This window comes from Nonomuraea sp. NPDC059007 (assembly GCF_042740555.1).
GTDB lineage: Bacteria > Actinomycetota > Actinomycetes > Streptosporangiales > Streptosporangiaceae > Nonomuraea.
Genome location: NZ_JBHYJD010000015.1, coordinates 195,401 through 214,525, shown reverse-complemented (window position 1 = coordinate 214,525; position 19,125 = coordinate 195,401). Strand labels below are relative to the sequence as shown.

The following is a 19,125-nucleotide window of genomic DNA, read 5'->3' as shown; positions in this document are numbered from 1 at the left end:
GGCGCGGCGACGCGCCCGGGAGCTGACGGGAGAGCGCCCGCATGCTCGAGAACGAGCCCAACGGCGGGGCCAACGGCCCCGACGGGGAGACAACTGAAGATCAGCCCACAACCAAGCCGCGCCGGGCCGCCCGGCCGGCCGGGCCGCCTCCGGAACTGCCGGAGGAGGCCGCGCCATCCGTGCTGACGGTGCCCGCCGGTCAGGTGACCAGCCCGGCCGAGGAGGCCGTGGCCGAGGCCGTCGAGCCGCCCAAGCGGGCTGCCAGGAGCCGGTCCACGGCGACGACGACGCGCCGCCGTACCAAGAAGGCCGAGGAAGGCGAGGAGCCGGCCGCGGACGAGAAGCCCAAGCGGGTTTCGCGCCGTGCCGCCGGTCCGCCGCCCGAGGTCGAGGATCTTCCCGCGAGTACGGCTGCCGCCCTCGGGAGCGCTCCCGCGGAGGAGGCGCCGGTCAAGCGGACGCGGCGCACTGCCAAGGCCAAGGCCGAGCCGGTCGAGGAGGAGGCCGCCGCACCGGTCAAGCGGACGCGGCGTACGCGCAAGAAGGCCGAGGAGGAGCCGGAGAGCCCGGTCGAGACCGCGGTCGAGACGGTCGTGGCAGAGGCCGCTCCCGTCGTCGAGACCGCGGCCGAGGTGCTGGACGAGCTGCCCGAGGTCGAGCCGCTCGACGACGAGCCCGCCGGCGAGGACCTCGACGAGGACCAGCCCAACCTGCTGGCCGACCCGTTCGGGCTGACCGCGCGGCGCATGGAGCAGGGCGGCGCGTCCTTCGAACGGCCGGCGGCGATCTTCGCCCCGCTGTTCCAGGCGCCCGACCCGAGTCAGGCGCAGCCGGTGGCGCCCCGCCGTCCCGAGCCTGAGCCCGTCGTGGCCGAGGTGGTCGAGGAGAGCACCGACACCGACACCGACGCGGAGCTCGACACCGACACCGACGGCGATGCCGACAACGAGGACGAGAGCGGCGGGCGCCGCCGCCGGCGCCGTCGTGGCGGCCGCGGACGGGGCAAGTCCCGCGAGCGTGACGACGCCGACGACTCCGACGACGAGCAGGACGACGACGAGGAGCAGGGCGAGGACGACTCCCAGGAAGAGGAGGCCTCCAGCTCGCGCCGCCGTCGCCGGCGCCGCCGCCGCGGCTCCGACGAGCAGCCCGAGGCGGCCAGCGACGACCCGCCGAACACCGTGGTGCGCATCCGCGCGCCGCGCTCCGGACGGGCCGCCGCGCTCGACACCTCCAGCGACGGCGTGCAGAGCGTGCGCGGCTCCACCCGCCTCGAGGCCAAGAAGCAGCGCCGCCGCGAGGGCCGCGAGCTCGGCCGCCGGCGTCCGCCGATCATCACCGAGTCCGAGTTCCTCGCCAGGCGCGAGTCCGTCGACCGGATGATGGTGGTGCGCCGCCAGGGCGACCGCACCCAGATCGCCGTGCTGGAAGACGGCATCCTGGTCGAGCACTACGTCAACCGCGAGGCCAGCCAGTCCTACGTCGGCAACGTCTACCTGGGCAAGGTCCAGAACGTGCTGCCGTCGATGGAGGCGGCCTTCGTCGACATCGGCAAGGGCCGCAACGCCGTCCTGTACGCCGGCGAGGTCAACTTCGACACCGCCGGGCTGGAGGGCCAGCCCAAGCGCATCGAGGCGGCGCTGAAGTCCGGCCAGTCGGTGCTGGTGCAGGTCACCAAGGACCCGATCGGTCACAAGGGCGCCCGGCTGACGTCGCAGATCAGCCTTCCCGGCCGTTACCTCGTGTACGTCCCGGACGGTTCGATGACCGGCATCAGCCGCAAGCTGCCCGACAAGGAGCGCACGCGGCTCAAGAGCATCCTCAAGAAGGTCATGCCGGAGAACGCCGGCGTCATCGTGCGCACGGCCGCCGAGGGCGCCTCGGAGGACGAGCTCGCCCGCGACGTGTCCCGGCTGTCGGCGCAGTGGGAGGCCATCCAGAAGAAGGCCAAGTCCGCGAGCCCGCCGGAGCTGCTGTCGGCCGAGCCCGACCTGACGATCCGCGTCGTGCGCGACGTCTTCAACGAGGACTTCACCTCGCTCGTGGTCCAGGGCGAGGAGGCGTGGGAGACGGTCGACGAGTACGTCAAGTACGTCGCCCCGCACCTGGCCGACCGCCTGAACCGGTGGGAGGAGGAGACCGACGTCTTCGAGTCCTACCGGATCGACGAGCAGCTCGGCAAGGCGCTGGAGCGCAAGGTGTGGCTGCCCAGCGGCGGCTCCCTGGTCATCGACCGCACCGAGGCGATGACCGTCGTCGACGTCAACACCGGCAAGTTCACCGGCCAGGGCGGCAACCTGGAGGAGACGGTCACCAGGAACAACCTGGAGGCGGCCGAGGAGATCGTGCGCCAGCTACGGCTGCGCGACATCGGCGGCATCATCGTGATCGACTTCATCGACATGGTGCTGGAGTCCAACCGCGACCTGGTGCTGCGCCGGCTGCTGGAGTGCCTGGCCCGCGACCGTACCAAGCACCAGGTGGCCGAGGTCACCTCGCTGGGTCTGGTCCAGATGACGCGTAAGCGGGTCGGCCAGGGGCTGCTGGAGGCGTTCTCGACGCCGTGTGACTGCTGCAACGGCCGCGGCCTGATCGTCTCCACGGAGCCGGTCGAGTCCAAGCCGGAGCCGCGGGGCACGCAGGGCAAGATGGCGGTCGAGAAGGCCGTCGCGGACAAGGTCTCCGCGGCTTCCGGAGCCGGGAACCGTGATACTGTGACCGGTGCGCTTGACGACGTCCCATCCGAGGATGACCAGGCGAACCAGACTTCTGGCAGGGGGCGGCGACGCTCCCGCCGAGCCAAGTCGGCCGAGTAGCCAGGCGCTCCCGCCAGGGAGCGCTCCTCGGTTGACAGTCCGTCGATCCGTCCGGTTCGACCAGGGCACCGCTCATCCGGTACCCTAGTCAATCGGTGCGTCCAGCGGCGCGCCCTGTTCGCGCGCCTCTCGGATCGTCGGTTTTCCCGACAGGTTCCGAGTGCTGGGCGCAGCATTCGGTGGTGGCCGATGTGATCGGTGACCACAAGCAGACAGTAGAAGGGTTCCGCGGTGTACGCGATCGTTCGTTGCGGCGGCAGGCAGCAGAAGGTCTCCGTCGGTGACGTCCTCGAGGTGGACAAGGTCGCCGGCGAGGTCGGCTCTTCGGTTTCGCTGCCGACGGTGCTCGTCGTCAACGACGGCGATGTGACCACGGAGGCGGGCAAGTTCCTGGTGAGCGCCGAGATTCTCGGCGAGACCAAGGGTCCCAAGATCCGCATCCTCAAGTACAAGAACAAGACCGGTTACAAGAAGCGCCAGGGTCACCGTCAGCGGTACACCCAGGTGAAGATCACCGGCATCAACCAGGCCTGAGTCACGGGAGTTTTGCGAGATGGCACACAAGAAGGGCGCGTCGTCCACCCGGAACGGCCGTGACTCCAACGCACAGCGGCTCGGCGTCAAGCGGTTCGGCGGCCAGCTGGTCAACGCGGGCGAGATCATCGTCCGCCAGCGCGGCACCCACTTCCACCCTGGCGACAACGTCGGGCGTGGGGGCGATGACACGCTGTTCGCGCTGGCTGCGGGGCATGTGCAGTTCGGGCGCAAGCGCGGGCGTCGCGCGGTGAGCATCGTTCCGGTCGCGGAGTAAATCAACGCCGACTGACGTTCCTAAGGGGTGGGTCACTTGACCCGCCCCTTTAGGCGTTCGAGGGGGTTTTGTTCCTCTGGAGCTGTTGGGTGTTTGGGTTTTTTTGGCTGCGGTGCTGTTGGTTTGGGTGCTTTGGTCTTCGGGCTTTTGGTCTTCGGGCTTTGGGGTTACGGCAGGCCAGCCCTCCGCCACCCGCCGTCGTGGGCTCGCGCCGATCGTGGGGATCGCTTCTCACGTCGGACGTGGTGCCCGCCGTAACGGCGGTGTGTTGGGCGGGTACCGTGGCTCGGCTGAGCGCCGTACCTGCGGCGCCGGGTTCCGCCGCACGGCCCCTCGCCGCGCGGCGCCGGACAAGCGCCTGCAGCCGCGGCACCGGATGTCGGGCACTCGCAGCCACGGCACCCAATGGCACGGCGCTGGATGCCGCGGCACCGGGTGCCACGGCGTCTGGTGCGACCGGTCCCTAAGGGGCTGTTGGCCCTTGCGTCTCAAGGGCCGGGGCGGGGGTTTCGCGTCGTGAGGGTGTGGCTGGGTGTTGTGGGTTTTGGTTTGAGCCTCTCGGGTTGTGCTGCTTTCAGGGTGATGAGGGGTTGGTCTGTCTGGTGCTGGGCGGGCTGGGTGTGGGATTGAGCTGGGAAGATGGACTTGTGTTCCGTTCGGGAGCACGTGGGAGTAAGGGGCGGTAATGCCGGACTTCGTGGACCAGGTGGTTCTGCATGTCAGGGCCGGTGACGGAGGGAACGGCTGCGCCTCCATCCACCGGGAGAAGTTCAAGCCGCTCGGCGGCCCCGACGGGGGCAACGGCGGGCGGGGTGGGGATGTGATCCTGGAGGTCGATCCCAACACCGCCACCCTGCTCGAATATCACCGTCGGCCGCATCGCAAGGCGGACAACGGCAAGCAGGGGCAGGGGTCCAACCGGGACGGGGCCAACGGCGGTGACGTGGTGCTCACGGTGCCCAACGGGACCGTGGTCAAGGACGCCGACACCGGTGAGGTGCTGGTCGACCTGGTGGGGGCCGGGACCCGGTACGTGATCGCCGAGGGCGGGCATGGCGGGCTTGGGAACGCGGCGCTGGCCAGCACCAAGCGGAAGGCGCCCGGGTTCGCGCTGCTCGGGGAGCCCGGTGACGGGCTGGACGTGATGCTGGAGCTCAAGAGTGTCGCGGATGTGGCGCTTGTCGGGTTCCCCAGCGCGGGGAAGTCGTCGCTGATCGCGGCGTTGTCCGCCGCTCGGCCCAAGATCGCGGACTATCCGTTCACGACGCTGATCCCCAACCTCGGCGTGGTCACGGCGGGGGAGAACATCTTCACCGTCGCCGACGTACCTGGGCTCATTCCTGGGGCCTCGCAGGGCAAGGGGCTGGGGCACGAGTTCTTGCGGCACGTGGAGCGGTGCGACATGCTCGTCCACGTCATCGACTGCGCCACCCTTGAGCCGGGACGCGACCCGATCACCGACTACGAGGTCATCGAGGCCGAATTGGCTGCCTACGGCAAGCTGGAGGACCGGCCCCGCATGGTCGTCCTCAACAAGGCCGACGTGCCGGACGCGCGCGAGCTGGCCGAGATGGTACGCGCCGAGTTCGAAGCCAAGGGCCTGCGCGTCTTCGTCATCTCGGCGGCCACGCATGACGGCCTGCGCGAGCTGACGTTCGCGATGGGCGAGTGGGTCGCCGCGGCGCGCGCCCAGAAGCCGGTCGAGGAGCCCACCCGGCTGGTCATCCGGCCCAAGCAGCTCGGCGAGACCGGGTTCAGCGTGCGTAAGGTCAGCGAGAACCAGTTCCAGGTCACCGGCGAGAAGCCGGAGCGCTGGATCCGCCAGACCGACTTCACCAACGACGAGGCCGTCGGCTACCTGGCCGACCGCCTGGAGCGGCTCGGCGTCGAGGAAGCCCTGGCCAAGGCGGGAGCGGTCACGGGCGCCGAGGTGATCATCGGCTCAATGGAGGGCGGCTACATCTTCGACTGGCAGCCGACCCTTTCCGCGGAATCCGCCCGCCAGGGGCCCCGTGGGTCAGATTCCCGCTTCGCCTGAGTGATCCTTCTGTCCGGCTCTTTCCGTCCGTTGCGGGCTCTTTCTATCCGTTGCGGGCTCTTTTCGTCCGTTACGGGCTCTTTCTATCCGTTACGGCAAGCCGCCCCCACCCCCGCCCGCCGACGCGGGCCGGGGTGTCGGGGCGGCGCCCGACAGCCGGACGTGGCACCCACCGCAACAAGCCCCGGTAACCCGGCCGACGGGGGCTGCCGCCCGCGCGACGAGCCCGGTTGCCCGTAGGGCTACCATCCGCAGAGCCGGCCCCGCTGGCCGGGCGGCTGTCGCCCATCGGACAGGCGATGCTTGACCAGCGGCCAGCGGCCAGCGGCCAGCGGTCAGTGGCAAGGGGCAAGGGGCAAGGGGCCGGTGGGTCATTGGACCGGTGGGTCGGTAGACCGTGTGGTGTCGGGGTGTTCCATGCCAGGACTTGCCAGGACAAGCCGGGTAGGCCTGGGGCGACCGGGCGACCAGGCGACCAGGCCGGTGGGCGGCCGGGCGGGTGGTCAGCCGGGTGGCCGGGGGTTGGGCGCTGGGGGTTTTGGTAGGGCTGCCTGTTCTGTTGCTGGGCGGGCGGCGAGTTGGGTGGCTCGGATAGGGTCGTTGGGTGCGAGATCGGATCAGTTCCGCGTCCAAAGTCGTCGTCAAGGTCGGCTCTTCGTCGCTGACCACCCCCCAAGGCACCATCGACGTCGACCGGGTCGACGCGCTCGTTGACGTCCTGGCCGCGCGGCGTGGGGTCGGGGCGCAGATTGTGCTGGTGTCGTCGGGGGCCATCGCCGCCGGGCTCGGGCCGCTCGGGCTGGCCGTACGACCGCGGGATCTCGCCACCCAGCAGGCCGCCGCGTCCGTGGGGCAAGGAGTGCTGGTGGCTCGCTACACCTCGTCTTTCGCACGTTATGGGTTGCGGGTGGGGCAGGTGCTGCTGACCGCCGATGACATGATGCGGCGCTCTCACCACGTCAACGCCCAGCGCACCCTGAACCGCCTGCTGGAGCTGGGCATCATGCCGGTGGTCAACGAGAACGACACCGTGGCCACCGACGAGATCCGGTTCGGGGACAACGACCGGCTGGCCGCCCTCGTGGCCCATCTGACCAGGGCGGACGCGCTGGTGCTGCTGTCCGATGTGGACGCGCTCTATGACGGGCCGCCGAGCCGGGCGGGTTCGCGGCGGCTGGCGGAGGTCCGCGGGCCGGAGGATCTGGTGGGCGTCGAACTGGGCAGGAACGGCGCGGCCGTCGGGACCGGCGGGATGATCACCAAGGTTCAGGCCGCCAAGATCGCGACCGGGGCGGGGATTCCCGTCGTGCTGACCGCCGCCGCCCACGCCGCACAGGCGCTGGCCGGGGCCGACGTGGGCACGTACTTTCACCCGGGCGGACGGCATCCCGGCACCCGGCTGCTGTGGCTGGCCCACGCCACGACCGGTCGCGGGCGGCTGCACCTGGACGACGGCGCCGTCGAGGCGATCGTCACGCGGCGCAAGTCGCTGCTGCCCGCGGGCGTGACCTCCGTGGAGGGCGACTTCTCCGCGGGTGATCCGGTCGACCTGTGCGGGCCGCGCGGGCGGGTGGTGGCCCGGGGGCTGGTGAACTTCGACGCCGTGGAGATTCCCGGGTTGTTGGGGCGTTCGACACGGGAGCTGGGCAGCGAGCTCGGTCCGGAATATGAACGCGAGCTGATTCACCGCGACGACATCGTCATACTGGAGGCTCACCAGTAGCGAATGGAGCGTGCGATGTCCGATGAGTTCCTGAAGGTGGCCCATGCGGCACGAGAGGCCGCCGCCGAGCTGGCCCCGCTGCCGCGGGCGCCGAAGGACCGGGCGTTGCGCGCGATCGCCGACGCGCTGGCCGAGCAGGCCGCGCAGATCGTCGAGGCCAATGCCAAGGACGTGGAGCGGGCCCGCGAGCAGGGCACCTCCGAGGCGATGATCGACCGGCTGCGGCTGGACGTGAAGCGGGTGGAGGCCATCGCCGAGGCCGTCCGGCAGGTGGCCGACCTGCCCGATCCGGTCGGCGAGGTGCTGCGCGGCAGCACGCTGCCCAACGGACTCGAACTGCGCCAGGTCCGGGTGCCGCTGGGCGTGATCGGCATCATCTACGAGGGCCGTCCCAACGTGACCGTGGACGCCGCCGCGCTCTGCCTCAAGAGCGGCAACGCCGTACTGCTGCGCGGCTCGTCGAGCGCTTATGACTCCAACACGGCGCTGGTGCGGATCATGCAGGAGGCGCTGGAGGCCACCGAGGTGCCGTCGGGCGCGGTGCAGCTGGTCCCGGGCCAGACACGCGAGTCGGTCAAGGAGCTCATGCGGGCGCGCGGGCTGGTCGACGTGCTGATCCCGCGGGGCGGCGCATCCCTGATCAACTCGGTGGTCGAGGAGTCGACGGTGCCGGTGATCGAGACCGGGGTCGGCAACTGCCACGTGTATGTCGACGCCGAGGCCGATCTGGACCTGGCGCTCGACATCCTGGTCAACTCCAAGGCGCAGCGGCCGTCGGTCTGCAACGCGGCCGAGACGTTCCTCGTGCACGCCGACGTGGCGGCGGAGTTCCTGCCCAAGGCGCTGGCACGGCTGGCGGAGGAGGGCGTGACCGTTCACGGGGACGAGCGGGTGGCCGCCCATCCCGGCGTGGTGGCCGCGACCGAGGACGACTTCTACTCCGAGTACCTCTCGCTGGACATCGCCGCCGCCGTCGTCGGCTCGCTGGAGGACGCGGTGGCGCACATCAGGAAGTACGGCTCCGGCCACACCGACGCGATCGTCACCCGGTCGCAGCGGGCGGCCCGCCGGTTCGTGGCGCTCGTCGACTCGGCGGCCGTGGCGGTCAACGCCTCGACCAGGTTCACCGACGGGGGCGAGTTCGGGTTCGGCGCCGAGATCGGGATCTCCACCCAGAAGCTGCACGCGCGCGGCCCGATGGGGCTGCCGGAATTGACGTCAACTAAGTGGATTTACACGGGCGAAGGACATCTGCGCACGTCAGAAGGCACGATTATCTCAGCGTGTCAAGGTAGCAACTGAGAGTGACGTTGACTTGACTGGGGCGCATGGAGATTGTGATCGCCCTGGTCTTCGCCGGTGCCGTGCTGTTCGGCGCCGACCGGCTGCTGCTGTGGCTGGAGAGCCGCGGGCACGTCAACTGGCGCCGCAAGGGGCGCAGGGACCTGTCGAAGGAGCCACGGACGGAACTCGACGACATCTTCGGTGACGAGAGCTTCCGCGGCGGGAGCTTCCGCGACAAGACCAAGCGATAAACGTACGGCGCGCCTCGGGCGCTATCGGGGCACACCCCGCTAGGGTTGTGCCCCTTATGGGTGCGCCGAGCGGGGAGGGACGGTGAGCAAGCTCGGCAAGGTCGGGCCGTACACCCTTCTCGAACGGCTCGGCAGGGGCGGCATGGGTGAGGTGTACCTCGCCGGCACCCGCCGTGGCGAACGGGTCGCGATCAAGGTTCTCCGGGATCTGGTCGAGGATGAGTCCGCCCGCATACGCCTGGATCGTGAGGTGCGTGCGCTGCGCCGGGTCGAGAGCCCCTATGTGGCCAAGGTGTTCGACGCCGATCTCGACTGCGCGCGGCCGTACCTCGTGATGGAGCACATCGAGGGTGCGACCCTCCTTGAGCTGGTACGGCGGAGCGGCCCCCTCGACGTGGGCGGCCTGGTCGAGCTGGCGCACGGCATCGCCACCGCGCTGGCGATCACGCACGCGGCCGGGGTGATCCACCGCGATCTCAAGCCGGCCAACATCCTCATGAGCGAGCGCGGGCCGGTGCTCATCGACTTCGGCATCGCGCAGGTGCTCGACGCGACGCGGCTGACCATGACCGGCACCTTCCTCGGTACGCCCGGCTACACCGCGCCCGAGATCTTCGCCGACGAGCAGGTCGAGTCGCCCGCGGACGTGCACGCGTGGGCGGCGACGGTGGCGTTCGCGGCGACCGGGCGGCCGACGTTCGGGCGGGGGACGGCCGAGGCGCAGATGTACGCGGTGCTGAACGGGCAGGCCGACCTCAAGGGCGTGCCGGTGGAGTTGCTGCCGCTGGTGCGGGCGGCGTTGCATCGCGAGCCCGCCAAGCGGCCGACCGCCGCGCTGCTGACCGACCGGCTCTCCCGCCTGGCGCGGGCGACCGCCGCGGACGCGCCGCCGGTCGAGCGGGAGGACGGGCGCAAGATCACGCCGGAGGTGCCGCCGCCCAGGGGACGGGTGCGGGCCAAGGCCAAGGAGGAGGCCGCGCGCGGGCGGGTGGGCGAGGACGTCGCGACCCCGCCGCCGCGTACGCGGCAGCCGCGGGGCAGGGGCAAGGACGAGCCGAACACGCCGGTGCCCAGGGGGCGCGGCAAGGACGACCCCGGCACACCGGTGCCGCGCGGCCGCGCCGCCAAGGACGAGGCGGCGCGGGCACGGGCGGCCAAGGACGAGCCGGCGCGGGGCCGGGCGGTCAAGGACGAGGCCGTGCGGAGCCGGGCGCCGAAGGAGGATCGGGGCCGCACCTCCAAGGAGGATCTCGCGCGCGGGCGGGCCAAGGAGGAGCTGGTCCGGGCGCGGTCCAAGGAGGAGGCGCCGCCGCGTACCCGAGCCAAGACCGGTGACAACCCCAAGACGCCGGTGCCGCGGGTCCGGGCGAAGACCGGCGAGCGGCGCACGCGCGGCCGGGAGGCGACCACGCTGCCCGCCGGCAACACCGCGCTGCTGCTGCTCGCAGTGCTGGCGGTGCCGTGCGTGGTGGCGTCGGTGGTCTATCCGATCGCCTCGATCGGGATCACGACGGCGCTCGTGGTGCTGACCAGGACGTTGTGGATGAGCCACTGGATGGTACGGAACCGGGCCGGCAAGCGGATCCGGGTACTGCTGCGGACGGTGCTGTTCCCGTTCGCGCTGGCCGGGTCGGCCGTCACCGCGGTGGTGTGGCCGGGCGCCCCGGTCGCCGTCGCGGCCGGGGGCGCGCTCTGGGTGACCGGCGGTGGCGAGATCGCCTCCGACTGGTGGCAGCAGGCGGCGCCGGTGACGGTCGCGGCCGTGGTGTTCGGGGTGTTGTGCGGCGGGATCACCGGGCGCGAGATCGAGCGGATCGGCGCCCGGCTGCCGAACCTGCGCAGGGAAGGCCTACGCGCCCTGGCGGTGCTGGGCGGGTTCGTGGCGTTGTGCGCGGCCGCGGTCAAAGCGATCGAACTGCTGCTTTGAGATGCGGCGGGGTACCTCTGTCACGGTGCACGAATCGCCGTGACGGCGGGTACCCCGTCCGACGTGAGAAGCGACCCCCACGATCGGCGCCCGCCGGCGGCGGCGGGTGGCGTGAGGGTGGCTGCGCCGTAAGGGAGGAAAGCCCTTTGATTCAGTTGTCCCTGCGGGAGAAGCGGTTGAAGATGCGCTCTCCGGCGTTGACGGCGCCCTCGGCGACGTCGCGCAGGACGCCGATGAACGGGTCCTGGGACTCTGACCAGGAACGGCGGTAGGACTCCGCCGCGGCCTTGATCTCGTCGGTGACGCGGGCGTCGGCGTCGTCCTCGCGGCGCGGGTAGTCGCCGCCGATGATGCGGTCGTACTCGCCGCTGCGCTGCCACTTGTCCAGTTCGGCCACGCGCACCACGGCGAACGGGTGGGTGGTGCCGAGCAGGTTGAGCACCTTCAGGAAGCCGTCGCGCAGGTCGCCCGCGGTGTCGTACTCCTGGTACTGGGCGAGGAAGGCCTCGATGTTCATCTCGTGGGTGTAGTCGCCGCCGGCGAGCTTCATCAGCGCGCGCTTGGCGGCGTCGGGGTTCTGGCCGGTGAGCAGGCCGCCGCGGTCGGAGGACAGCTCCGACTTGCGGTACCACTCCTCGAGCCCCGCGACGATCGCGCGCAGGCCGATGTAGCCGAGCGGGATCCAGGCCACGCGCGTGGCGAGCGTGGTGAGGATGTCGAGCATGGTGCGGTAGACCGCGTGGCCCGACAGGATGTGCGAGGTCTCGTGGCCGATGACGAAGCGCTGCTCCTCCTCGTTCATGAGGTTGAGCAGGCCGGTCGTCACGACGATGAACGGGTCGTCGAAGCCGATGGCCTTGGCGTTGACGGCGGGGTCCTGCTGCACGTAGATCTCGGGGATGCGGTGCAGATCCAGGATGTACGCCGCGTCGCGCCCCATGTCGTGCAGGGAGCGGAACTGGGTCTCGCTCACCCGAACGGCCGAGGCGAGGTACATGAGGCGGAGCCGCCGCTCGCTTACGAGGCCGGACATCTGCTTGAGAACGGTGTCGAACCCACTCAGCTTACGCAGAGCGACCAGAGCGGACCGGTCTGCGGGGTGTTCGTAGGCACGAGACGAGATGCCGGGTAGTTGGATGCGGTTGCGATCCGGGGTGGTCGTCATGCCCGGCATGCTACGTCGGCTGCGGGAGTGATGCGCGGTTCCTTGGTAAGGGGGTGGCTATGAGGCGGTGTACGGCTGGCGCGTAAGGTCCCAATCATGATGAATGCGCCCATGGTGCAGGGGAAGCGCCGTGTGGGGGTGATGGGCGGGACGTTCGATCCCATCCACCACGGCCACCTGGTCGCCGCGAGCGAGGTGGCCCACCATTTCGACCTCGACGAGGTGGTGTTCGTGCCTACGGGCCGGCCGTACCAGAAGTCCACGCGCGAGGTGAGCGCGCCCGAGGACCGCTATCTCATGACGGTCATCGCGACGGCGTCGAACCCGCGCTTTTCGGTCTCGCGGGTGGACGTGGATCGGCCGGGGCCGACCTACACCATCGACACCCTGCGTGACATCTCGGAGATCTACGGGCCGGACTCCGACCTGTTCTTCATCACCGGCGCCGACGCGCTTGAGGCGATCCTCGGCTGGCAGGACGCCGACGAGCTGTTCGACCTCGCGCACTTCGTCGGCTGTACGCGGCCGGGGCACACGCTGCACGACCCGGGGCTGCCCGCGGGCAAGGTGACGTTGCTGGAGATCCCGGCGCTGGCGATCTCCTCCTCGGAGTGCAGGCAGCGCGTGGAGAAGGGCGAGCCGATCTGGTACCTGGTGCCGGACGGGATCGTGCAGTACATCGGCAAGCGGAACCTCTATAGCGCGGGATAGTCCTATTTATGGCGATCATGGGGGTATGGCAGAAGATTCCCTCGACGGACTGGAGCTGAAAGAGGAAGCCTGGTGGGCGCACGACGCGGAGGTCACCGCGTCAGGGCTGTTCACCATGCTGCGGCGGCTGCCCGCGCTGATCCGCGACGTGCTGGTGCTCAGCTGGCGTACCAGCCGGGTGGACACCGTCGTCATGATGGGCTCCACGCTCGTGTCGGAGGTCTTCACCGCGATCGGCCTGCTGGCCACGACGGACGTGCTCATGCAGTTGTTCTCCGCCGTGCCCACGCCGGAGCGGCTGGTCGCCGCGGTGCCCGGCATCGTGGCGGTGGTCGGCGCGGCGGTGCTGCGCGCCGCCTTCCGTGAGGCCGGTCAGTGGGCGCGGGACCGGCTCGATCCGCTGCTCATGCAGACCGTCCACAACCGGATGGTCAGGCTGACCACCGGCGTGGAGCTGGTCGCCTTCGACGACCCGGTCTTCCATGACCAGGTGCAGCGCACCTCGATGACGGCGGTGCGCGGGCCGTCGATGTTGTTGTGGGCGGTGATGTCCACGCTTTCGGGCTTCATCGGCCTCGCGGCGGTCTCGGGCGCCTTGGGAGTCCTCCATCCGGTACTGCTGCCGCTCATCCTGCTCTCGGCGGTGCCCAGCACGTGGGCATCGGTCCGCGTCGCCCGGGTCAACTACCAGGTCACCGCCGGGATCGCCGCCGCCAGGCGCAGGCAGGGCACGCTGCAGGACCTCATGACCGAGCGGCCCGCCGCCGCCGAGATCCGCTCCTACACGATGCGCTCGTACCTGCTGGCCGAGTTCGCCCGCATCTACCGGTGGGTGACCCGCTACGAGCTGCGCGCCGTACGCCGCCAGCAGGTCGCCGGGATCTGGGGCAGCCTGTTCGGCGGACTGGCCACCGGTCTCGTGTACGGGGCGCTCGGCCTGCTGTTGTGGACCGGGCAGGTGCACCTGGCCGTGGCGGCGACCGCCGTACTGGCCATCCAGCGCGCGGGCAGCGCCACCTCGCAGGCGCTCCACGGCGTCAACCGGGCCTACGAGGCGGGCCTGTTCTACGAGGACTACGTCCACTTCTGCGCCGACGCAGAAGCCCGCGCGGAGGTCTGCGGCAGTACGGCCCCGCCCGCCGACCCCGACCGCGTTCGCGTCGAGGGCATCGACTTCACCTACCCGGCCGCCGACACGCCCGCGCTGACCGGGGTCTCCATCAGGATCGAGCCCGGTGAGATCGTCGCGCTGGTCGGGGAGAACGGCTCGGGCAAGACCACGCTGGCCAAGATCATCGGTGGGCTCTACCTGCCCGACGCGGGAACCGTCACCTGGGGCGGCGTCGACGAGCGCCGGATCGACCGGTCCGCGTTACGCGAGCGGATCGCGGTCATCGCCCAGGATTTCACCCACTGGCCGCTGACCGCCGGGCAGAACATCGCGATCGGGCGGCACGACTCGGGCGAGTCGCTGGACGCCGCGCTGACCGCCTCGGGGGCGGACGCGGTCGTGGAGCGCCTGCCGTACGGGCTGGAGACCATGCTCGACCCCAGCTACAAAGGCGGGACCGAGCTGTCGGGCGGGCAGTGGCAGCGCATCGCGGTCGCGCGCGGCCTGTACCGCGACGCGCCGCTGCTCATCTGCGACGAGCCCACCGCCTCCCTCGACGCGCGGTCGGAGCACGCGATCTTCGAGAGCATCCGGCGCCACGCCGTGCAGCGGACCGTGCTGATGATCACCCACCGGCTGGCGAGCGTGCGCTGGGCGGACCGCATCTACGTGCTCGAGCACGGGAAAGTGGTGGAGGAGGGGACCCACGTCTCACTCATGGAACGTTCTGGTATCTACGCCGAGATGTTCACTCTGCAGTCGAGGGCCTACACCGAGGAAGGGTAATCTCATAGGTAACCGATAGAGGAGGACTGACCCGCATCGTGACCGCATCCGACAGAGCCGTCCAGCTCGTCAAGATCGCCGCGGAGGCCGCGGCCGACAAGCTGGCCGATGACATCCTCGCCTACGACGTGAGCGAGCAGCTCGTCATCACCGACGCCTTCCTGCTCTGCTCCGCCACCAACGACCGCCAGGTCCGCGCCATCGTCGACGAGATCGAAGACAGGCTGCGCATCGAGGCCGACATCAAGCCGGTACGCCGCGAAGGTGAGCGCGAGGGGCGCTGGGTGCTCCTCGACTACATCGACCTCGTCGTGCACGTCCAGCACGAGGAGGACCGCACCTTCTACGCGCTGGAGCGCCTGTGGAAGGACTGCCCGGCGATCGGCCTGCCGGAGAGCGTGACCCACGCCAACATCCAGCGGGCCCGCTCTTGAGTAGACGCATCGTCTGCCTGAGGCACGGCCAGACTCTCTGGAACGTCGAGCACCGCTTCCAGGGCCACACCGACATCGCACTCGACGAGACCGGCCAGGCCCAGGCCGCGAGGGCGGCGTCGCTGCTGGCCTCGCTGAAGCCCAGCCTCATCGTCTCCTCCGACCTGAGCCGTGCCCACGACACCGCGTTGGCGCTCGCGCGGATCGTCAAGCTCGACGTCGCCGTCGACAAGGATCTGCGCGAACGCGGCGGCGGCGCCTGGGAAGGGCTGACCAGGGAGGAGATCCGGGCCCGCTGGCCCGAGGAGTACATCGCCTGGGAGGCCCCGGACGGCGAGCCGGTCACCGAGGTCGCGGCCCGGGTGGTCGCCGCGATGCGCCGGTGGGCGGCTCAGCTCGACGACGACGGCCTGCTCGTCATCGCCTCCCACGGCGCGGCGCTGCGCCTTGGCATCTGCGAGCTGCTGGGCCTGCCGGAGGAGCTCTGGCACACGCTCGGCGGCCTCGGCAACTGCAGCTGGTCGGTGCTGGAGGAGGGCCGCAAGGGCTGGCGCCTGCTGGAGCACAACGCCGGAACGCTGCCGGAGCCGATCAACAGTGACGACATCGAGACCTAGAGACTGATCGCCTCGGCCGCCTTGCTCGTGTTCAGGAGTCTGGGCGGCACGAGGCGGAAGACCTGGTTGCGCATCCAGATGTGGGTACGTTTCGCGGGAACCAGGAATCTGTCGGCGCCTCTCGCCTGCTTCTGGCAGATCTCCACGTAGGGGCGCATTCTGGCTTCGTAGGCCGCCAAGGCTCTTTCCGGGGGGTTCTTCCTCAGCTCACCTGCCAGGATGTACGCGCCCACCACCGCCAGGCCGGTGCCCATGCCGCCTGGGCCGGGGGCGTGGGCGGCGTCGCCCAGCAGGACCGTGCGGCCCTGGCTGTAGGTGGGCGCCTGGATCTGGACGGCCTGGCTGAAGTAGAAGTCCTTCGCCCGGCCCATGGCCTTCAGGAGTTCCGGGACCCTCCAGCCCACCGATTGGAAGGCCGACTCGATCGCGGCGCGTTCGTCGGTGATGTCGATCTCGGGGGAGGCGAAGTCCATGGCCGCTCTGGTGCCGTTGAGGGTGACGCAGCGGCCCGGGACCGTGTACATGACCGGCTCCGGGCAGGTTTGCTCCATTCCGAAGATCGCGCCGTACATGCCCAGATGCCGGGTCGGAACCTCGCCCCACAGCAGGCGGCGGACCATCGAGTTCTGGCCGTCGGCGCCCACCACCAGGTCGTAGCTTCTCGGGGCGGTTCTGGCGAACGTGACGTCGGTGTCGTGCAGGGCTGTGATGGTGTCGTCCCAGATGTATTCGGCCGGGGCGGCCTCGCGGAGGATTCTGGACAGGTCGCCGCGCAGGATCTCCACGTCGCCGCTGAAGGCTTCCGAGGGGAGGCGGGAGACCGGGTTGCCCGCCCTGTTCAGGATGGTGATGGGTTTGGGGGCTTCTGCCGCTGCCCTGATGCGGCGCAGGAGGCCCATTTCCTCCAGGACCTTCAGCTGGGGGCGGCCGCGGAAGTCCACCGCCTGGCCGCCCGGGCGTGGGGCCGGCGCTCGCTCCACCACGGTGACGCGGTGGCCGTCTCTGATGAGCCAGTAGGCGAGGGCGGGGCCGGCGATGCCCGCCCCTGAGATGAGCACGTCCATGGGGATTCCTTCGCTTCGGGGGTACGCCGTAGTCTCCGGTTGACCGGGAGAGTGCGCGAAGGGTGCCCTAGTGCAGTGATTTTTCGCGACATTGTGGAGCAGTTGCGGGTTCGGATTGTTTCGGGGGAGTTGAGCGAAGGGGAGCTTGTCCCGTCCACGCGGCAGATCACCCGTGAGTGGGGGGTGGCCATGGCCACCGCATCCAAGGTGCTGGCCGCTTTGCGGGAGGAGGGGCTGGTACGGATGGTTCCCGGGGTGGGGACCGTGGTGGCCTGGTCGGCTCCCGGCTCGCCTGGGCGGGGTGGCCCGGCCGTCGCGCGGGCGGGCTCGACAGCCGCCGGTGGGCCGGGTCGCTCCCGGGAGCTGACCGCGGCGCGGGTCCTGCTGGCCGCCATAGAGCTCGCCGACGAGGAGGGGCTGGCGGCCGTGTCGATGCGCCGCGTGGCGACGGCGCTGGGGGTGCCCACGATGGCCCTGCACCGGTACGTGCGGGGGAGGGGCGAGCTCGTGCAGGAGATGGTCGATCAGGTGTACGGCGAGGCCCGGCTACCCGGCCGTGTACCGGACGGCTGGCGGAAGCAGGTCGAACTGTCGCTCAGGCTGCAGTGGGGCATACACCGGAGGCATCCGTGGCTGGCCAACGCCTACCCGCTGACCAGGCCTTACCTGGGGGCCAACGGGCTGGCTCACACCGAGTGGATCATGCGGGCCGTGTCGGGGCTGGGGCTGGACCCGAACACCATGTTGCACGTGACGGTGTCCCTGGCGGCGTTCATCAGAGGCTTGGCGGCCAATCTGGAGCCGGAGGCGCGGGCCGTACAGGACACCGGAATGAGCGACGACGAGTGGATGGCCACGAGAGAGGCAGCCCTGAGGAGGCTGATGCCCGCCCACCCGACCTTGGCCGCAGTCCTCCGCGACCAGCACTTGGACCTGGACCTGGACACCCTGTTCGAGTTCGGCCTGAGGCGGCAGCTGGACGCCCTGGAGGCGCTGGCGAGGGCCGATTAGGCGAAACGACAGGATGCCGATATGCTCTCCGAGCGCCGCAACGAGCAGACTCGAAGCGGTGACCAGGGGCTATGGCGCAGTTGGTAGCGCGCTTCCATGGCATGGAAGAGGTCTGGGGTTCGAATCCCCATAGCTCCACAGGCAAGGTCTTTCACCTTGGCGCGCTTCGCGCGTTTGGGTTCCAGGCGTTTCTCCAGTCGAGCTGAAGCTCGTCCCCTGAAGGTCCTCCCTCCGGCCGGGTGTTCTTCTGGCGCCCCACCCGTTGCCCGGCTGGGCAGTTGGATCCCACTCTGGTCAATGAATCCTCGCTGCGCTCGGGCGTCTTGACAGGGCGCGTCTTCGGCGCGCGGCTTGCGCGTTCAGTCAGCATGTTCAGTCGTCGGAGGTGCTGAACACGGGCGAAACGGCGCTGAACTCCTGGCCCGTTGCGGGCTGGAATAGTGGGGACGGATGTGCTGGGGCAACGGCGCCGCGTGCGCGTCGGACTCCAAGAAGTTCGGCTCGTGGCCGTCGAACCTGATGACCGAGTGCCACACCCGCTACGACGGCCCCGGCGTCATGATCTACTGGCACGTGGACCGCAAGTCGGTGTGCGTCTACTCCCAGCTGCGGACCTGCAGCGCCTCCGAGGTCGCCGCGATGATGGAGGGTGTGCTGCGACACTGCGCTCTGGTGTGGGTCAGTTGGCGCGCGTGGGCCTGATGGCCCGCATGACGAGCGTGATAAGCCTGGTCAGGTAGGCGTCATCGGGCAATGGGTAGTGCAGCGCCTGCCTTCGGTAGATGGGTGAGTGGAGGATGTCCAGCGCCACTTCGAGATCGGCGTCGGGGGCGAGCTCGCCGTTCTTTCGCGCCTTGGTCACGCGTTCCTCGAGCTGAGCGACTCGGTGGTTGATCAGCCGTTCGCGTAGCTGGTGGGCGAGGTTCGCATCCAGCTGGCTTTCGGCGAGCACGCCGGTGTAGGCCGGGCCGAGGCGCGGGTCGTGGAAGACGCCGAGGATGCCGCTGAGCCAGGCGTGCAGGTCGGCGGCCAGGTCGCCGGTGTCGGGGAACGTCTCCGGGATGGGCGCGGCCTCATCGACCGCTTCCAGGACGATCGCGCTTTTTGCCGGCCACCAGCGGTAGATGGTGGCCTTGCTGACGCCGGCGCGGGTGGCGATGGCGTCGACGGTCACCGCGGCGTATCCCCGCTCCACGCACAACTCCAGGGCCGCGGCCAGGGTCGCTTTGCGGCTTGCGTCCCGGCGGCGGTCTGGGTTCGGGGGTCTCGTCATGCCCACACCCTAAACGAAACGATTCGTTTTGACACTTCTCGGTAGCCGATGCCATCCTGCAAAACGAAACGATTCGTTTAGAAGCTTGACGTGTGGAGTGATC

At 69.9% G+C, this 19,125-nt stretch carries 16 protein-coding genes, 1 tRNA gene and 1 pseudogene; 15 read left to right on the top strand and 3 right to left on the bottom strand.

The annotated features are described in order from the left end of the window. Nucleotides 1-41: 41 nt before the first annotated feature. From ACFWY5_RS25900 to ACFWY5_RS25865, 8 genes are all read left to right on the top strand, one after another. Nucleotides 42-2,816, top strand: a complete 2,775-nt coding sequence (locus ACFWY5_RS25900; RefSeq protein ID WP_379634879.1) for an Rne/Rng family ribonuclease — start codon at nt 42-44, stop codon at nt 2,814-2,816. A 231-nt stretch (nt 2,817-3,047) separates the two neighbouring features. Beyond that, nucleotides 3,048-3,350, top strand: a complete 303-nt coding sequence (rplU, locus tag ACFWY5_RS25895) for a 50S ribosomal protein L21 (RefSeq protein ID WP_183647442.1) — start codon at nt 3,048-3,050, stop codon at nt 3,348-3,350. 19 nt (nt 3,351-3,369) lie between these two features. After that, nucleotides 3,370-3,627, top strand: a complete 258-nt coding sequence (rpmA, locus tag ACFWY5_RS25890) for a 50S ribosomal protein L27 (protein ID WP_184973142.1) — start codon at nt 3,370-3,372, stop codon at nt 3,625-3,627. A 685-nt stretch (nt 3,628-4,312) separates the two neighbouring features. Next, nucleotides 4,313-5,665: a GTPase ObgE gene (obgE, locus tag ACFWY5_RS25885; RefSeq protein WP_379619181.1), complete on the top strand. Its 1,353-nt coding sequence runs from the start codon at nt 4,313-4,315 to the stop codon at nt 5,663-5,665. Nucleotides 5,666-6,269: 604 nt separating this feature from the next. Next, nucleotides 6,270-7,388 carry a glutamate 5-kinase gene (proB, locus tag ACFWY5_RS25880; RefSeq protein ID WP_379619183.1) on the top strand — a complete coding sequence of 373 codons (1,119 nt, stop codon included), beginning with the start codon at nt 6,270-6,272 and terminating at the stop codon, nt 7,386-7,388. A gap of 15 nt (nt 7,389-7,403) precedes the next feature. Continuing rightward, nucleotides 7,404-8,690 carry a glutamate-5-semialdehyde dehydrogenase gene (locus tag ACFWY5_RS25875; RefSeq protein WP_379634877.1) on the top strand — a complete coding sequence of 429 codons (1,287 nt, stop codon included), beginning with the start codon at nt 7,404-7,406 and terminating at the stop codon, nt 8,688-8,690. A gap of 26 nt (nt 8,691-8,716) precedes the next feature. Next, entirely contained in the window at nt 8,717-8,923 is a 207-nt protein-coding gene (locus ACFWY5_RS25870) for a hypothetical protein (protein ID WP_379634876.1), read from the top strand. Between the two features lie 82 nt (nt 8,924-9,005). Next, complete coding sequence (locus ACFWY5_RS25865; protein ID WP_379634874.1) at nt 9,006-10,850, top strand: protein kinase; 1,845 nt, start codon at nt 9,006-9,008, stop codon at nt 10,848-10,850. A gap of 151 nt (nt 10,851-11,001) precedes the next feature. Here ACFWY5_RS25865 and ACFWY5_RS25860 read toward each other — a convergent pair whose 3' ends face one another. Continuing rightward, nucleotides 11,002-12,024, bottom strand: a complete 1,023-nt coding sequence (locus ACFWY5_RS25860; RefSeq protein WP_379619191.1) for a M48 family metallopeptidase — start codon at nt 12,022-12,024, stop codon at nt 11,002-11,004. An 87-nt stretch (nt 12,025-12,111) separates the two neighbouring features. Between ACFWY5_RS25860 and nadD the strand changes: the two genes are divergently transcribed. Genes nadD through ACFWY5_RS25840 form a run of 4 tightly spaced genes read left to right on the top strand, consistent with a single transcriptional unit; the run spans nt 12,112 to nt 15,674 of the window. After that, a complete protein-coding gene (nadD, locus tag ACFWY5_RS25855) occupies nt 12,112-12,726 on the top strand; it encodes a nicotinate-nucleotide adenylyltransferase (RefSeq protein ID WP_379619193.1) in 615 nt (204 codons plus the stop codon). A gap of 25 nt (nt 12,727-12,751) precedes the next feature. Further along, on the top strand, nt 12,752-14,623 hold the full coding sequence (locus ACFWY5_RS25850; protein WP_379634872.1) for an ABC transporter ATP-binding protein: 1,872 nt from the start codon (nt 12,752-12,754) through the stop codon (nt 14,621-14,623). 38 nt (nt 14,624-14,661) lie between these two features. Next, the gene (rsfS, locus tag ACFWY5_RS25845; RefSeq protein ID WP_184973159.1) at nt 14,662-15,057 is read left to right on the top strand and encodes a ribosome silencing factor; all 396 of its coding nucleotides are present in this window, start codon (nt 14,662-14,664) and stop codon (nt 15,055-15,057) included. Then, on the top strand, nt 15,054-15,674 hold the full coding sequence (locus tag ACFWY5_RS25840; RefSeq protein WP_379619198.1) for a histidine phosphatase family protein: 621 nt from the start codon (nt 15,054-15,056) through the stop codon (nt 15,672-15,674). Before rsfS ends, ACFWY5_RS25840 begins: the two co-directional genes overlap by 4 nt. On the opposite strand, the gene ACFWY5_RS25835 is transcribed toward ACFWY5_RS25840, so the two are convergent. Further along, nucleotides 15,671-16,738 (bottom strand): FAD-dependent monooxygenase, encoded by a 1,068-nt coding sequence (locus ACFWY5_RS25835; protein WP_379634869.1) that lies wholly within the window; start codon nt 16,736-16,738, stop codon nt 15,671-15,673. The two genes, ACFWY5_RS25840 and ACFWY5_RS25835, sit on opposite strands and share 4 nt — an antisense overlap. A gap of 51 nt (nt 16,739-16,789) precedes the next feature. On the opposite strand from ACFWY5_RS25835, the gene ACFWY5_RS25830 reads away from it, so the two are divergent. From ACFWY5_RS25830 to ACFWY5_RS25820, 3 genes and pseudogenes are all read left to right on the top strand, one after another. Beyond that, nucleotides 16,790-17,749, top strand: coding sequence for a GntR family transcriptional regulator (locus ACFWY5_RS25830; protein ID WP_379634867.1), 960 nt, complete (start codon nt 16,790-16,792; stop codon nt 17,747-17,749). A 65-nt stretch (nt 17,750-17,814) separates the two neighbouring features. Further along, nucleotides 17,815-17,887: transfer RNA gene (locus tag ACFWY5_RS25825), tRNA-Ala, on the top strand. 318 nt (nt 17,888-18,205) lie between these two features. Further along, nucleotides 18,206-18,415, top strand: a pseudogene (locus tag ACFWY5_RS25820) (Tn3 family transposase); the annotation flags it as partial. 13 nt (nt 18,416-18,428) lie between these two features. Here the strand turns inward: ACFWY5_RS25820 and ACFWY5_RS25815 are convergent. After that, on the bottom strand, nt 18,429-19,022 hold the full coding sequence (locus ACFWY5_RS25815; RefSeq protein WP_379619202.1) for a TetR/AcrR family transcriptional regulator: 594 nt from the start codon (nt 19,020-19,022) through the stop codon (nt 18,429-18,431). Between the last annotated feature and the right edge of the window lie 103 nt (nt 19,023-19,125).

What these genes read in the sequence shown, in the direction of transcription:
- ACFWY5_RS25900 (WP_379634879.1), top strand. Translation starts at nt 42, where the DNA reads ATGCTCGAGAACGAGCCCAACGGCGGGGCCAACGGCCCCGACGGGGAG.
- rpmA (WP_184973142.1), top strand. Translation starts at nt 3,370, where the DNA reads ATGGCACACAAGAAGGGCGCGTCGTCCACCCGGAACGGCCGTGACTCC.
- obgE (WP_379619181.1), top strand. Translation starts at nt 4,313, where the DNA reads ATGCCGGACTTCGTGGACCAGGTGGTTCTGCATGTCAGGGCCGGTGAC.
- ACFWY5_RS25875 (WP_379634877.1), top strand. Translation starts at nt 7,404, where the DNA reads ATGTCCGATGAGTTCCTGAAGGTGGCCCATGCGGCACGAGAGGCCGCC.
- ACFWY5_RS25870 (WP_379634876.1), top strand. Translation starts at nt 8,717, where the DNA reads ATGGAGATTGTGATCGCCCTGGTCTTCGCCGGTGCCGTGCTGTTCGGC.
- ACFWY5_RS25860 (WP_379619191.1), bottom strand. Translation starts at nt 12,024, where the DNA reads ATGCCGGGCATGACGACCACCCCGGATCGCAACCGCATCCAACTACCC.
- nadD (WP_379619193.1), top strand. Translation starts at nt 12,112, where the DNA reads ATGATGAATGCGCCCATGGTGCAGGGGAAGCGCCGTGTGGGGGTGATG.
- ACFWY5_RS25850 (WP_379634872.1), top strand. Translation starts at nt 12,752, where the DNA reads ATGGCAGAAGATTCCCTCGACGGACTGGAGCTGAAAGAGGAAGCCTGG.
- ACFWY5_RS25835 (WP_379634869.1), bottom strand. Translation starts at nt 16,738, where the DNA reads ATGGACGTGCTCATCTCAGGGGCGGGCATCGCCGGCCCCGCCCTCGCC.
- ACFWY5_RS25815 (WP_379619202.1), bottom strand. Translation starts at nt 19,022, where the DNA reads ATGACGAGACCCCCGAACCCAGACCGCCGCCGGGACGCAAGCCGCAAA.